The organism is Pelagibacterium luteolum, from assembly GCF_900100665.1.
In the GTDB taxonomy this organism is placed as follows: Bacteria; Pseudomonadota; Alphaproteobacteria; order Rhizobiales; family Devosiaceae; genus Pelagibacterium; species Pelagibacterium luteolum.
Map to the genome: position 1 here is coordinate 17,015 of NZ_FNCS01000017.1, position 14,330 is coordinate 31,344.

The window sequence follows — 14,330 nt, forward strand, 5'->3', positions numbered from 1 at the left end:
CCGTCGCAATGATGAACCTTGCCGAATATCGTCGCTCTTCCACTCGTCTCGCCGACTATCTGCCATGGGTCGCGCTGGTGGCCGAGGGCGTCGTCCTCAACAAGGACGGTTCCTTCCAGCGCACCGCACGGTTTCGCGGGCCGGATCTCGACTCGGCGGTCGCTGCCGAACTCGTCGCCGTCGCGTCCCGCATCAACAATGCCGTCCGCCGCCTCGGATCGGGCTGGGCGGTTTTCGTCGAGGCGCAACGCGACCCGTCCTCGAGCTATCCCGACAGCATGTTTCCCGATGCTGCCTCCGCGCTGGTAGACGCCGAGCGCAAGGCCGGATTCGAGGAAGCCGGGAGCCATTTCGTCTCGGGTTACTTCCTGACCTTCCTCTATCTGCCGCCAGCCGAGGAAGCCGCGCGCGCCGAAACCTGGCTCTATGAGGGCCGCGAGAGGTCCGGCGTCGACCCTTGGGAAATCCTGCGCGGCTTTATCGATCGCACCGATCGCGTTCTGGCACTGTTTGACGGCTTCATGCCCGCCTGCCGCTGGCTCGATGACGCCGAGACGCTCACCTTTCTGCACGCAACGATCTCGACCAGCCGCCATCGCGTGAGGATCCCTGAAACGCCGATCTACCTCGATGCGCTGCTCGCCGACCAGCCGTTGACCGGCGGGCTGGAGCCGCGCCTGGGCAATGCCCATCTGCGCATCCTCACCATCACCGGCTTTCCGACCGCGACGACGCCCGGCCTCCTCGATGACCTCAATCGGCTGGCCTTTCCCTATCGCTGGTCGACACGCGCCATCCTGATGGACAAAACGGACGCGACGCGGCTGCTGACGAAGATCAGGCGGCAATGGTTCGCCAAGCGAAAGAGCATCGCCGCCATCCTCAAAGAGGTGATGACCAACGAGCAATCCGCGCTCGTTGACACCGACGCCGCCAACAAGGCGGCCGATGCCGACATGGCGTTGCAGGAGCTTGGGGCGGATGTCGCTGGCATGGCCTATGTCACCGCGACGGTTTGCGTCTGGGACGAGGACCCTCGCACCGCCGACGAGAAGCTGCGCCTGGTCGAGAAGATCATCCAGGGCCGCGACTTCACGGCCATGCCCGAAACCCTCAATGCCGTCGATACCTGGCTGGGCTCGTTGCCCGGACATGCCTATGCCAATGTCCGTCAGCCCCCCATATCGACGCTCAACCTTGCCCACATCATCCCGCTGAGTGCCGTGTGGGCAGGGCCGGAACGGGACGAGCACTTCGGCGCGCCCCCGCTGCTTTACGGCAGGACCGAAGGATCGACCCCGTTCCGGTTTTCTCTCCATGTCGGCGATGTGGGCCACACGCTCGTCGTCGGCCCAACAGGCGCGGGCAAGTCCGTGCTGCTGGCGCTCATGGCGCTCCAGTTCCGGCGCTACCAGCGTGCCCAAGTCTTCGCCTTCGACTTCGGCGGCTCGATCCGTGCTGCCGCGCTGGCCATGGGCGGCGACTGGCACGATCTCGGCGGCAACAGCGCCGCCGCGCCGCCGGTGGACGAGGCCGATCCCATCGACCGCGCGCTGGCCGCGCTCGATCCGCTTCACGATGGCGTGTCGCTCCAGCCGCTCGCTCGCGTTCACGACACCCATGAGCGCGCCTGGGCCGCCGACTGGATCGTGGCGATCCTCATGCGCGAGGGCGTCCCGATTACGCCCGAGGTGAAGGAACACCTATGGACAGCGCTGACATCGCTCGCCTCCGCACCGGTCGAGGAACGCACGATCACCGGCCTCAGCGTTCTTTTGCAATCCAACGACCTGAAACAGGCTTTGAGGCCCTATTGCGTCGGCGGGGCCTATGGCCGGCTGCTCGACGCCGAGGCCGAACATCTTGGCAGCTCGGACGTACAGGCATTCGAGATCGAGGGCCTGGTCGGCACCGGCGCGGCCCCCGCCGTGCTCGCCTATCTGTTCCATCGCATCGGCGACCGCCTCGACGGTCGACCCACGCTGCTCATCATCGACGAAGGCTGGCTGGCGCTCGACGACGAAGGGTTCGCCGGCCAGCTCCGCGAGTGGCTGAAGACGCTCAGGAAGAAGAACGCCAGCGTCGTCTTCGCCACGCAAAGCCTGTCAGACATCGACGGCAGCACCATCGCGCCAGCCATTATCGAGAGCTGCCCGACGCGGCTACTCCTGCCCAACGAACGCGCGATCGAGCCGCAGATCACCGCGATCTATCGCCGCTTCGGCCTCAATGACCGGCAGATCGAAATCCTCGCGCGCGCGACGCCCAAACGCGACTATTACTGCCAAAGCCGCAGGGGCAACCGCCTGTTCGATCTTGGACTGTCCGAGGTCGGGCTCGCGCTTTGCGCTGCATCCGCCAAGTCCGATCAGGTCGAGATCGCGCGCATCCGTGCCCAGCATGGTCGTGACGGTTTTCTCGCCGCCTGGCTCCGGCACCGCGGCGTCGACTGGGCGGCCGACCTAATCCCCGATCTTCCAAACCTGATGGCAGCGGACGAGGCGGCGGCAACCATCCTCGATCTCGACCCGCGCGATCTCGATCCTGAAGCCTTCACCCCTGTTGATGAAGAGGAGCACATCCCATGACCCGAACTCGAAACCCCGTCACACGGCTCGCCGTCGCCTCTGCGCTCGCCATCGCCGTCGCAGGTCCGGTCGCGTTGTCGCCGATCCTCGCGACACCGGCCCACGCATTCATCTTCGGCGGCCGTATCGTCTTTGATCCGACAAACTACGCCGAAAATCTCCTGACGGCGGCGCGTTCGCTCGAGCAGATCAACAACCAGATCCAGAGCCTTCAGAACGAAGCGCAGATGCTGATCAATCAGGCGCGGAACCTGGCGAGCCTGCCTCACTCCTCGCTCCAGCAGATTCAGCAAAACGTCCAGCGCACCCAGCAGCTTCTCGGCCAGGCGCAGAACATCGCGTTCGAGGTCGCCCAGATCGATCAGGCGTTCACGCAGCAATACGGCGCGGTATCGCTCTCGGCGAGCGAACAGCAGCTCGTCTCGGATGCACGCTCGCGCTGGGAGAACACAGTTGGCGGCCTGCAGGACGCGCTGCGCGTGCAGGCCGGCGCCGTCGGCAACATCGACGCCAATCGCGTCGAGATGTCCGCGCTCGTCGGTCAGAGCCAGAACGCGGTTGGCGCGCTTCAAGCCACGCAGGCGGGCAATCAGCTCCTGGCACTCCAAAGCCAGCAGCTCTCCGACCTGATCGCGGTCATCTCGGCCAACGGACGCGCCGATGCGCTTACCGAGGCCGAACGCGTGACGGCCGCCGAGCAGGGCCGCATCCAGCGTGAGAGGTTCCTGACGTCAGGTGGCGGCTACCAGCCCGGCAGCGCGCAGATGTTCAACGGGAACTGATCGGCCGGAAAGGGGGATGGAGATGGACGGCAAGGCGCTCGCCAAGGTTGGGGCCATCGTCTTCGTGGCGATCGCCATCACGGCGACGGTCATCGAGATGACCCGCACGGATACCCCCGCGCGCGGTGCCACCGCGCCGGCCGCTCCGGTCGTGCACGATCCGCTGCGGGAGGATCTGCGCCGTTGCCAGCTCCTGGGCGAAGCGGCCGCATCCGATCCCGAGTGTCTCGCCATCTGGGCGCAGAACCGCGACCGCTTCCTCGGCCGCGCTCCGGCGGAGGCGCGTTGAGCACATGGGCAATACGGGGGTCATCGACAATTTCCTCGGGGTCTTCACCCGCTATATCGACTCCGGCTTCGGCTTGCTCGGCGGCGAGGTGGCGTTCATCGCCACAACGCTCATCGTCATCGACGTGACGCTCGCCTTCTTGTTCTGGGCCTGGGGCGCGGACGACGACATCATCGCCCGCCTCGTCAAGAAGACGATCTTTATCGGCGTCTTCGCCTACATCATTTCCAACTGGAACAATCTTGCCAGGATCGTCTTCGACAGCTTCGCCGGGCTCGGCCTCATGGGGTCGGGCACCGGCTTTTCCGTCGAGGATCTGATGCGCCCCGGCCGCGTCGCGCAGACGGGCCTCGATGCCGGTCGCCCGCTGCTGGAATCCATTTCCGACCTGATGGGCTGGATCGCCTTTTTCGAGAACTTCATCCAGATCGCTTGCCTGCTGCTCGCCTGGGCGCTTGTGGTGCTCGCCTTCTTCATTCTTGCCGTCCAGCTTTTCGTCACGCTGATCGAGTTCAAACTGACGACGCTGGCCGGTTTCGTGCTGATCCCCTTCGGGCTGTTCGGCAAGACGGCATTCATGGCCGAGCGCGTGCTGGGCAATGTCGTCTCCTCCGGGATCAAGGTCCTCGTCCTCGCCGTCATCATCGGCATCGGATCGACCCTCTTTGGCGAGTTCACCCAGGGGTTCGGCGACGCAACGCCGACGATCGACGAGGCCATGGCGATCGTGCTGGCAGCGCTTTCGCTGCTGGGGCTCGGCATCTTTGGTCCGGGCATCGCGACCGGCATCGTCTCGGGGGGACCCCAGCTCGGCGCCGGCGCTGCGGTTGGAACCGGCCTTGCCGTCGGCGGCGCAGCCGTCGCGGCAGGCGGGGCCACCATGCTGGCCGCCAAGGGGGGAGCGGCGGCGCTGTCCGGCCGCGCAGCGGCCGTCCGCGGCGGTGCCGGTGCTGCCGGAGCCGCCGGCACCGCATACTCGCTCGGCGCGATGGGCCAGTCCGGTGCGGGTGGCGTTGCCTCCGGCCTTGGTGGGGTCGCCCGCGCGGCCGGCTCGGCCACCGTCTCGCCGCTCAAGCGTGCGGCTTCCAAAGCCTCCGAATCCGTCAAATCTTCCTATCAGTCCGGTGCCCGTGCCGCATTCGCCGCAGGCGGCGGTACATCCTCCATGGGGACCATCAGCGGCGATGCTGCGCCGGGAGACGCCGCTGCTCCCGCCAACACGCCCGCGTGGGCGCAGAACATGCGCCGTAGCCAGGCGATGAGCCACGGCCTGACCGCCGCCGGACATGCCGTCCGCTCCGGCGACAGCGGAGGCGGCGGCTCTTCCATCAGCCTTTCCGAAAGCGACCGAACATGAGAATTTTCAATCGACCGACCACCCACTACGGCAAATCCCCGGAGCCCGAGACGCCGTATCAGCGTGCCGCGCAGGTCTGGGACGAGCGCATCGGCTCGGCCCGCGTCCAGGCCCGGAACTGGCGCTACATGGCCTTCGGCTGCCTGATCCTGGCGGGCGGGCTCTCTTCCGCCCTCGTCTGGCAATCGGCGCGCGGCACGATCGTCCCTTGGGTGGTCGAGGTGGACGGCTACGGCGAGGCGCGTGCAGTCGATCCGGCTGTCGCCACCTATCAGCCCACCGACCCGCAGATCGCTTTCCACCTCGCGCGTTTCATCGAGCAGGTCCGTGGATTGCCGTCCGATCCGATCGTGGTTCGCCAGAACTGGCTGCGCGCCTACGACTTCACCACCGACCGGGGCGCCGTCGCGCTTAACGACTACGCCCGCGGCAACGATCCCTTCACACGCGTCGGGCGGAGCCAGGTCGCGATCGAGGTCTCATCCGTCATCCGTGCGTCTCCCGATTCCTTCCGGATCGCCTGGACGGAGCGCCACTACGAGAACGGCCAGCTTTCGGGCACCGAGCGCTGGACCGCGATCCTAAGCGTCGTCCTGCAACAGCCGCGCACCGCCGAGCGGCTGCGCGCCAATCCCCTCGGTATCTACGTCAATGCCATTAACTGGTCGCGGGAGATGAGCCAATGACCGCCATGCCATTCTCGACCCGGAGACGCGTCCGCTCGCCAGCTCTGATCCTGACGCTCCTGTCTGCCACTTTGCTTGCTGGTTGCGCGACCAACCGCACAGCGCAATTCGCCTATGACGACGACGTCCCGCCGCTTCCGGTTCATCAGGTCGCTGTGACCAGCGACGTGCCGCGTCCCTTGCACGTTCCGCCGGCGTGGTCAGTTTCACGCGGCGGCGCGAACGCGACAACACCTACCGGCCAGGTCGGTAATGCCAATGCCGCCGCGCGCGTCGAGCCGCGACAGGCTGGTTATTACAATGCCATCCAGATCTACCCCTGGTCCGAAGGCGCGCTGTTTCAGGTCTATGCCGCCGTCGGGCAGATCACCACGATCGCGCTCGAGCCGGGCGAAAGCCTGACCGGTGCGGGACCGATCGCCGCTGGCGATACGACACGGTGGATTATCGGTGACACGGAGAGCGGCTCGGGTCCAACGCGGCGGGTCCAGGTCCTCGTCAAGCCCACCCGACCGGACATCTCGACCAATCTGGTCATCACCACGGACAGACGCACCTATCTGATCGAGCTCCGCGCTGACGAGGAGACGTGGATGCCGGCCATCGCCTGGGCCTATCCACAGCCTCCCGCCGCCCAGCGCGTCACGGCGCCGGCTGCGCCGGTTGTTCCGGCCGAGAGCGTTCGCAACTATCGCTACGGGCTCTCCGGCGATAGCCCGCCCTGGCGTCCAATCTCCGTGTTCGACGACGGTCGCCGTGTCTATGTCGTTTTTCCTCGCGGCATCGTGCAGGGCGAGATGCCGCCGCTGTTCGTCATCGGCTCAGACGGCGAGCCCGAGATCGTCAACAGCCGCATCTATCAAAACGTCCTGATCGTCGATCGCCTGTTCGGCGCGGCCGAGTTGCGCCTGGGCAGCGGAAACCGCCGGCAGACCGTGAGGATCGTGCGCATGGCGCCGGCGCAGCAGGCAGCGAGTCCCATAAACGCGGAGACCTCGTCATGACCGCAACCGACGATGACCACAAGGATGAGGCCATCCCCCTCACGGGGTCGACGGCGGAGGCCGCAGCGCCGATGCGACTGCGCACCGAAACTCCGCGTGTCACGCGGATTTCACGAAAGGCACTCACCGGACTTGGCCTCGTCGCCGGCCTCGGTATCGGAGGTGCGCTGATCTACGCGCTTCAGACTGCCGACCGCCAGCAGGCAGGCGAGGAACTCGTCACCACCGATCGGCGCCAGACAGCCGATGGGTTGCGTGATCTACCCGGTTCCTATGGCGACGTCCCGGTGCTCGGCCCCCCGTTGCCCGGCGATCTCGGCGGCCCGGTCCTGCGTGCTCGCGAAGAGGGTCAGCCCATGCCGGCAACGCATATGCCTGTGCCGGCGGTCGATGAGGAAGAACAGCGCCGTCTTGCCGAGCTCGAGGCCGCGCGCACAAGTGCTCTCTTCTTCCAGACACAGGGAGGATCAACCGCCGGTCTGCCATCGTTCCAGCAAATGCCGGGTTCTTCCATCCCCGGCCTGACCGGGACCGGCCCGCAGGATCGGCATGTCGCTTTCCTCAACGCCGAAGTGGACCGGCGAACCGTCGCCGAAGATCGCGTCATGGCGCCGGCTTCGCCCTACATCCTTCAGGCCGGCTCCGTGATCCCGGCCGCGATGATTACGGGTATCCGTTCCGACCTGCCCGGTCAGGTCACGGCCCAGGTGACGCAAAATGTCTATGACAGCCCGACTGGCAGCCTGCTCCTGATTCCCCAGGGAACGCGCATCATCGGTCAGTACGACGCCGGTGTGACCTTTGGCCAACGCAGGGTGTTGCTTGTGTGGACCCGGCTGATCCTGCCCAACGGCCGGTCGATCGTGCTGGAGCGCCAGCCGGGCGCGGACGCTTCCGGCTATGCCGGGATCGAAGATGGCGTCGACTACCATTGGTGGGATTTGATGCGGGCAGCAGGGCTCTCGACGCTGCTTGGCGTCGGCGCCGAGCTGGCGACGAGCGACGAGGATCGTCTGATCCGGGCAATCCGCGATGGCGCGCAGGACACGATCAATCAGGCGGGTCAGCAGATCATCCAGCGCCAGTTGCAGGTCGCGCCCACCCTGACCATCAGGCCCGGCTTTCCGGTCCGGGTCATCGTCACCAGAGATTTGATATTGGAACCATACGGAGTTGCGCAATGACAAGACTGAAGCTGGGTCGGATTCCCGACGAACGTCCCGTCAAGCTGACCATCGAGGTGCCGGCGCCGCTTCACCGCAAGCTCATTGCCTATGGCGAGGCGCTCGCTCGCGAGATGGGTGAAACCGATCCGATCCCGCCAGCCAAGGTCGCTTCTCCGATGATCGCCGGCTACATCGACTCAGACAAGGAGTTCGCCAAGCTCTGGCGGTCGCGAGAAACACCGTAGTCCAGGTTTTACATCAAGCCCTGAGGACGCCGCCGCTTCTGCGCCATCGTCCGAGCAAAACTGACGAAGCGCCGCAGGCTGGGATTGTCGTTCGCGGGCGACCACACTGCGCTAAACGACACGATATCCTCGTCAGCGACGAGCGGCACCAGAGCGAGACCGGGAATCGGCATTTCCCGCCACGCTTCCGCAACGAGCGTTATCCCCCTTCCGATCGCGACCATGTGCATCAGCGTTTCCTGGCCGGCCTCGCTATACTCCACGGATGGATACGCATTTCGGCCCGCGGATCGCCGCACGATGTAGTCGTGGACGTCAGGACCCGAGGCGGTGCGGGATACGATAACCAACTCGTCACGGAGATCGGGCCAATCGAGCCCTTCCAGATCCGACAAGGGGTGGGAGACGGGCATGGCCACATAGACACGCTCGCGCCAGAGTTCGGAAACATCGCACCCACTTGCATCATCGACGGCCGTGAGGAACGCGATGTCGAGCTTGCGGGCACGAATGGCGCACAAATGCTCCCGCCGGCCGCCGTCTCGTATCGCCAGCTTTACGCCGGGATGCTCCCGCTCATAACTATGCACCAGCTTGCGCAGGAACCCGCCCGCGAGCGTCGAGATGATGCCGACCCGTACCGTCCCGTTCTCAACCCGCCCTGCGGCGGCCGCAAATTGCACAGCATGCTCGATCTGCACCAGCGCCGGAATGATGCCGTCAAGAAGACGCTCGCTGGCATCGGTCAGCCTCACACCGAACGTACCGCGCTCGAAAAGCCCGACCCCGACACGCTCCTCGAAGTCACGAACCGCACGACTGACGGTCGTTCGGTCCATGTCGAGCGCGTTCGCGGCAGCGTGCATGCTTAGATGTTCCGCCGCCGCCAGCACGTACCTCAGCGATCGCAGGTCATAGGGCGAAGCGCCCCCGATCCTGGAGCTTTCGTCGTTTAGTGCCGCAAGAAGTTCCTCCTCCATCATCGCCATCACAAGCACGAAGGAGGATCAGGTAGGCAGGCTCTCGCGGGTTTGACGGGTGGCCAGATCGTCTCGTCGCGGCGATGCCATCCTCCGATATCAGCCGGAGCGATGTTCGCGACGAACCGACGGCTGTCCTCACATTGCTTCACCCGTCAACTTCTCCGGTGCTCGCGTTGCTCGGAGGATCGGCAGCATCCGTCTGATCGTCCTGGAGGGCCGCGATCCCTGCCAGCAGGCCCTCGCGAGAGATTTCTCCCATGTGAACGGACTGAAGCATGCCATCGCTGCCGATGAAGAACGTCGCGGGCAATCCCGGCACCTCGTAGTGGCGGCCGAACTCGCCAAGCCCGTCGAGTATGACATGCTCCAGATCGAGGTTCTCCGCCGTGAGGTAGCGTTCGATGATTTCTTGTCCCTCGCCCTGGTTGACGAAGACAAGCTGGGCATCGTCTGTGTTTGCGGCCACGTCCGCCATCATCGGCATTTCCCGCCGGCATGGCGGGCACCATGTCGCCCACAGATTGATAACGACCGGCTGTCCTGTCAGCTCAGCCGCCGGCTGGAACTGTTCTCCAGCAAGCGTTCGATACATATTTCCAGTCGGGAGCGGGGTGGCCGGCGTGCCGGCCGTGAGCTGGAGAACGAAAAAGGCCACATAGGCGGACGCCGCGCTTGGGGGGATTGTCCAGGCAGCCAGTTTCAGTTCGCGTCGGAAGCGGAACAGCGTGTAGGCGATCGCCAGCACGACGCCCGCCTCGATCATGAATCCGCCCTGCCAGATGTAGAACGCGCGCAGCGGCTCGGCGAGGAAGCTGCCCGCATGCTGGAGGACATGCCCGATCCGCGCACCGACGATGAAGGATACGGCCGCGCCCCATGCCCATGACGAGAAGCGCTCATCGACCTTGCGCGCGAGAATCGCGCTCAGGAAAAGAAAGACGGCGATAGCAAGGATCGCGGCGAAGCGGTCGGGCGCGAAGACGAAGGGGCCGATGACGACAGCGTTCATGTCACTGCCTCGCCTGGGCAATGGATGCCAGCAGCGTGTCAACGCCGACGTCGCCGATCAGCCGGGTTCCGTTCGGCTCCGCCGCATCGGCGTCGAAGAAGATCATCGTCGGCGGGCCGACGACGGCGAGGTCGCGCATTAGGCCGTGGTTTTCTTGGTTGAAATCCGTGAGGTCGACCTTGATGCGCTGGAAGCCGTCGAGTCCGGCGACAACATCGGCGCTCGGAAAAAGGTCCCGCTCGATCGTCTTGCAGATGACGCACCAGTCGGCGGTGAAGTAGACGAAGGCCGGGCGTCCGTCGGCCGAGGCCATCGCCTGCTCCAGCTCCGGCGTCGAGTTTGCCGAAACGAACGTCATCTCGGTCTCAGCCACCTGCTGACCAGAGCTCCCCATCCCGAAATGCGCCAGCGGGCGCAGCGGGTCGGTTCCGCCCGATGCCGCGCCGATGGCGAGGATCACGCCAGCGAGCGACGCGGCCAGGCCCGTCGCCTTGCGGAAGCGCAAGCCAGCCCCGGCATCCGCCGTCAGCCGATCGACGGCACCAAGGAAGACGGCAGCAAGCAGGAGGAGTGCCGCCCACAGGGCCAGCGTCGCCTGTGGCGGCAGGACGCGGGAGACCATCCAGATAGCAGCGCCGAGGAAGACGAAGCCGAAGGCATACTTGACCTGCACCATCCACGCGCCGGCGCGCGGCAACGCACGGCTGCCCATCGTACCGAAGGCGATCAAAGGGATGCCCTGGCCGAGCCCGAGCGCGAACAGCGCGGCCGCGCCGAGATAGGCGTCGCCGGTCTGCGCAATGTAGAGAAGGGCCGCAGCGAGCGGCGCGGTGACGCACGGGCCGACGATCAGCGCGGAGAGAAAGCCCATGCCGGCCGCTCCGCCCACCGAGCCGCGCGAGCCGGCCTGGACCCCAGCCATCCGGCTGACCCATGCCGTCGGAAGTTGCAGTTCGAACAGACCGAACATCGACGTTGCCAGCACGACGAAGATCAGAGCGACTGTGCCGATGGCCCAAGGCGATTGCAGCACCATCTGGAGGTTCTGGCCCGACCAGGCGGCAACGATGCCGAGCAGGCCGAACGCGGCGGCCATCGCCAGCACATAGGCGAGAGACAGGACGAACCCTCGCCGTGCCGTCAGCGCCTCGCCCTCGCGCGCCAGGGTCGCGCTCAGGATCGGATACATCGGCAGGACGCAGGGCGTGAAGGCCAGCAGTAGCCCGAAGGCAAGGAAGCTCGCGACGACCCAGATCGCGCCGCCGCTCGCCAGCAGCGAGCCGACCATGCCACCGCCCAGCGTGTCTGCTGCGAGGTTGAAGCCGCCGTTCCCCGTTCCGCTGGAAGTTGGCGCAGGCGGTGCGGCGACGCCGAAACCCACGACTGGCTCGGACACCTGCAAGCTTGCCGTGTCCACCGTCAGAGTCAGCGGCGGATAGCAGATCGAATCCTTCTTGCAGCCTTGATAGGTGACCGCGACCTGCGCCGGCGCATCGGCACCCAGACGCGCGATCGCTTCGAGGTAGTAGACCTCAGACGGGCCGAAATTGGCGTCCTCGGTCTCGACGACACCCGCCTCAGTCTGAAGCGGCACGGCCGCGCCGGTTACGGCATCCTTTGCTTCGAGATGGTCTCGATAGAGATAGTAGCCCTCCTCGATTTCCCATCGAAGCTCGATCCTCTGGTCCGCGCTTCGTTCGATGGAGAAGCGAAAAGCCTCTTCGGCTTGCAAGAGGTTTTCCTGTTGCGCTGCGACGGGCACCGCGAGGAAGGCCAAAAGGAAAGCGGCGAGAAGACGAAAGGCGGTCAGTCGGGGCATGGAGTCACTCGGAATATTGCAGGCAGGGGCGCATCAGGACGCTTCGCGAGCGTCGGCGACGACCTGACGAAATCCATCCTCGTCAAGGGCGGCGGCAACGAGGAATTGGCCGATCAGGAAAACGGGCGTTCCCTGTAAACCAAGCCCTTCCGCCTGCGCATTATTGCGCTGGAGCAGAGTCGTGATTTCGGCGTCCCTGCGACTGGCCTCGGTCTCGAGGGCAGCCAGGTCGAAGCCCGCGCCTTCAAGCGCCTGCCGCATGCGCTCTTCGGGCACTCGGGGGTCGTCGATGCCCATGAGCGCGTTGTAGGCGTCCTCGTAGCGGTCGAGATACTTGGCTGCGAGCGCGAGCTTGGCACCAAAAACGGATGTTGGTGCAAGGATCGGCCAGTCCTTATAGACATGGCGAACATTGCCGTCCGACGCGATCACAGCATTCAACGGTTGAACCGTGCGCTTGCAGAAAGGGCAGTTGTAATCGAAGAACGAGACGATGGTGACGTCACCCTGCGGATTTCCGCCGACCGGGGCTTCGGGATCATTGAGGATCATCTCGGCCGACATGTCGTCGGCGCGGACCCGTGTGACGAGGCCGACCGCGGCTAAGGCCGCAAACCCGGCGAGCATCGTTCGCCGAGTCAGTGCGCCTTGCAAAGACGACGATCCGCCGATGGTGAGGGGAAATGCGGTTGTACGTGCGCGCCGAACGTGCATAGCCAAAGCTCCGGATGATGCGATTGGCAGGAACGCATATCGCCGAGCTTAAGGCAGGCTTAAGGGTTCCTTGACCGAATCCGCCCTCACAGCGGCCCGAACAGCTCCTCTAGCGCTGGTCCCCGCGGCACCCCGGGCCGCAGCACCAGCGAACCGTCGGCGGCGCGGGCGACCATACCGGGCGTCCCGCTGAACCCGAGTTGCTGCATCAACTGGACATTTTCTGACAGCTTTTCCGTCGTCTCCGCCGAAATGGATTCTATCGGTTCCACGCCACCCTGGGCATGGTTCATGACGTTTTGCGTCATCGCCGCTTCCGGATCATCGGCTTCAAGGATCGTTGCCGCCTTGCCGGCGGAGTCAGCGCGGATCACGCCGACCATGACGTGGCGAAGCTGCACCTTATCGGCCTCGACCCACGGCCGCGCAGCATGCCATAGCTCGTTGCAGAATGGGCAGTTGGCATCGGTGAATGTGTAGATCACGCGTTCTGCGGAGGGATCGCCGTCCTGCACCCAGCTCGAAGCCTCCAGTGCATCCCAGGCACCTTGCTCCATAGGTTCGCTGACGATCTGGCGAAGCGCTTCCTCCGCAACGGGATTACCCTCCGCATCGATAAGCGTGCCGATCACCGCGTAGTCGGAATCGGGCATGATGTAGACGGCCATGCCTTGCGTACCAGCGCTCGCGCCGAACGCATTCAAACCGCCCGGCACATCGAGCGACCCGTGGATCGTCACGCCCTGTCCTTCAAGCGCGCGCAGAGCGGCGCTACTCGTCGCATCCGGTGTCGAGGCAGCGCTGTTATCTTCATTGCTGCACCCCGACAAAAGGACGGCAGAGGCCGCCGCGAGCAGAAGTTTCTTTGTTCCAATCATGCTGAGCCAGACGATCCTTGAGTTCGGGTTTCTGGCGAAGGGGTCCCGGCCAACCTTAAGGCTGCCTTAAGCTCGCCTGCCGAGACGGCTCCCGCGTAGCGTCAGCAAGGGGAGCGCCATGATCGACCGCAGAAAGCTCATCATATGGGGCGGCATTGCCATTGCGGCGCCGCTTGTCGCGCATACGGCGATGTCCCAAAGCCGCTCTTCCCCACCAACGCCTGACGAAGTGTATCGCGATCCGGACATTCCCGTCCTTGGCAACCCGGACGGAGATGTGACCATCGTCTCGTTCTTCGACTACAACTGCCCGTTCTGCAAAGGCGACTACCCCGTCCTGAAGGATGTCGCGCGGCGGGATGGGAACGTCCGGCTGATCAAGAAGGATCGGCCAATCCTGACCGAAGCATCACGCCATGCATCGCGCCTTGTGCTCGCCGCCGCCGGGACCCCTGACTACGAGGCGGGCATGGATGCGATCATGCTGGAACAGGGCCGTCTTAGCATCGAGGAGATCGACGCGGCTTTGCGGGCAGCCGGCCTAGATGTCGATGTCATGAGCAGCCGATATGACCAAAACAGCGAACAGGTTGAGGCACTGTTCGATCGCAACAACCGGCAGACCCTCGGTCTGCGGCTGACAGGAACGCCTGGATACGCGATTGGACGCAAGCTCGTCGCCGGCTCCTATGACGCCCCGAGTTTCGAAGAAGCTATCAAGCTAGCGCGCGACAGCGGCGACAGATTCTGATCCTGCCTTAAACGCGTCTCCCGGCGCCTTAAGATTACCTTAAGGTTCGGCGTCTCCGG

The 14,330-nt window shown here is 65.0% G+C and carries 14 protein-coding genes; 9 read left to right on the top strand and 5 right to left on the bottom strand.

The genetic code is table 11. The annotated features are described in order from the left end of the window. The first annotated feature begins 8 nt into the window (after nucleotides 1-8). The 8 genes from trbE (at nucleotide 9) to BLR31_RS17670 (ending at nucleotide 8,117) form a co-directional block, all read left to right on the top strand. Nucleotides 9-2,588: a conjugal transfer protein TrbE gene (gene trbE, locus BLR31_RS17635; RefSeq protein WP_090598416.1), complete on the top strand. Its 2,580-nt coding sequence runs from the start codon at nucleotides 9-11 to the stop codon at nucleotides 2,586-2,588. Continuing rightward, nucleotides 2,585-3,370: a P-type conjugative transfer protein TrbJ gene (trbJ, locus tag BLR31_RS17640; protein WP_090598418.1), complete on the top strand. Its 786-nt coding sequence runs from the start codon at nucleotides 2,585-2,587 to the stop codon at nucleotides 3,368-3,370. The genes trbE and trbJ overlap by 4 nt, the downstream gene beginning before the upstream one ends. Nucleotides 3,371-3,392: 22 nt before the next feature. Then, complete coding sequence (gene trbK-alt, locus BLR31_RS17645) at nucleotides 3,393-3,659, top strand: putative entry exclusion protein TrbK-alt (protein WP_090598498.1); 267 nt, start codon at nucleotides 3,393-3,395, stop codon at nucleotides 3,657-3,659. A gap of 4 nt (nucleotides 3,660-3,663) precedes the next feature. Continuing rightward, nucleotides 3,664-5,016, top strand: coding sequence for a P-type conjugative transfer protein TrbL (gene trbL, locus BLR31_RS17650; protein ID WP_090598421.1), 1,353 nt, complete (start codon nucleotides 3,664-3,666; stop codon nucleotides 5,014-5,016). Further along, nucleotides 5,013-5,702: a conjugal transfer protein TrbF gene (trbF, locus tag BLR31_RS17655; protein ID WP_090598423.1), complete on the top strand. Its 690-nt coding sequence runs from the start codon at nucleotides 5,013-5,015 to the stop codon at nucleotides 5,700-5,702. The genes trbL and trbF overlap by 4 nt, the downstream gene beginning before the upstream one ends. 5 nt (nucleotides 5,703-5,707) lie before the next feature. Continuing rightward, nucleotides 5,708-6,706 (top strand): P-type conjugative transfer protein TrbG, encoded by a 999-nt coding sequence (gene trbG / locus BLR31_RS17660; RefSeq protein ID WP_425287274.1) that lies wholly within the window; start codon nucleotides 5,708-5,710, stop codon nucleotides 6,704-6,706. A 71-nt stretch (nucleotides 6,707-6,777) separates the two neighbouring features. After that, nucleotides 6,778-7,890, top strand: a complete 1,113-nt coding sequence (locus tag BLR31_RS17665; RefSeq protein WP_090598500.1) for a TraB/TrbI/VirB10 family type IV secretion system protein — start codon at nucleotides 6,778-6,780, stop codon at nucleotides 7,888-7,890. Continuing rightward, a complete protein-coding gene (locus tag BLR31_RS17670) occupies nucleotides 7,887-8,117 on the top strand; it encodes a DUF2274 domain-containing protein (protein WP_090598428.1) in 231 nt (76 codons plus the stop codon). The genes BLR31_RS17665 and BLR31_RS17670 overlap by 4 nt, the downstream gene beginning before the upstream one ends. Before the next feature lie 8 nt (nucleotides 8,118-8,125). On the opposite strand, the gene BLR31_RS17675 is transcribed toward BLR31_RS17670, so the two are convergent. The 5 genes from BLR31_RS17675 to dsbG all read right to left on the bottom strand — a co-directional run bounded on the left by BLR31_RS17675 (nucleotide 8,126) and on the right by dsbG (nucleotide 13,520). Beyond that, nucleotides 8,126-9,097: a LysR family transcriptional regulator gene (locus BLR31_RS17675; protein WP_090598502.1), complete on the bottom strand. Its 972-nt coding sequence runs from the start codon at nucleotides 9,095-9,097 to the stop codon at nucleotides 8,126-8,128. Nucleotides 9,098-9,245: 148 nt separating this feature from the next. Next, complete coding sequence (locus BLR31_RS17680; protein WP_090598431.1) at nucleotides 9,246-10,109, bottom strand: TlpA disulfide reductase family protein; 864 nt, start codon at nucleotides 10,107-10,109, stop codon at nucleotides 9,246-9,248. A gap of 1 nt (nucleotide 10,110) precedes the next feature. Beyond that, nucleotides 10,111-11,928: a protein-disulfide reductase DsbD gene (gene dsbD / locus BLR31_RS17685; RefSeq protein WP_090598433.1), complete on the bottom strand. Its 1,818-nt coding sequence runs from the start codon at nucleotides 11,926-11,928 to the stop codon at nucleotides 10,111-10,113. Between the two features lie 33 nt (nucleotides 11,929-11,961). Next, on the bottom strand, nucleotides 11,962-12,570 hold the full coding sequence (locus tag BLR31_RS17690; RefSeq protein WP_090598504.1) for a DsbA family protein: 609 nt from the start codon (nucleotides 12,568-12,570) through the stop codon (nucleotides 11,962-11,964). 158 nt (nucleotides 12,571-12,728) lie between these two features. Continuing rightward, entirely contained in the window at nucleotides 12,729-13,520 is a 792-nt protein-coding gene (gene dsbG / locus BLR31_RS17695; protein WP_090598436.1) for a thiol:disulfide interchange protein DsbG, read from the bottom strand. Nucleotides 13,521-13,638: 118 nt separating this feature from the next. Here dsbG and BLR31_RS17700 point away from each other — a divergent pair, with 118 nt between their 5' ends. Beyond that, entirely contained in the window at nucleotides 13,639-14,271 is a 633-nt protein-coding gene (locus BLR31_RS17700) for a DsbA family protein (RefSeq protein WP_090598439.1), read from the top strand. Nucleotides 14,272-14,330 lie beyond the last annotated feature (59 nt).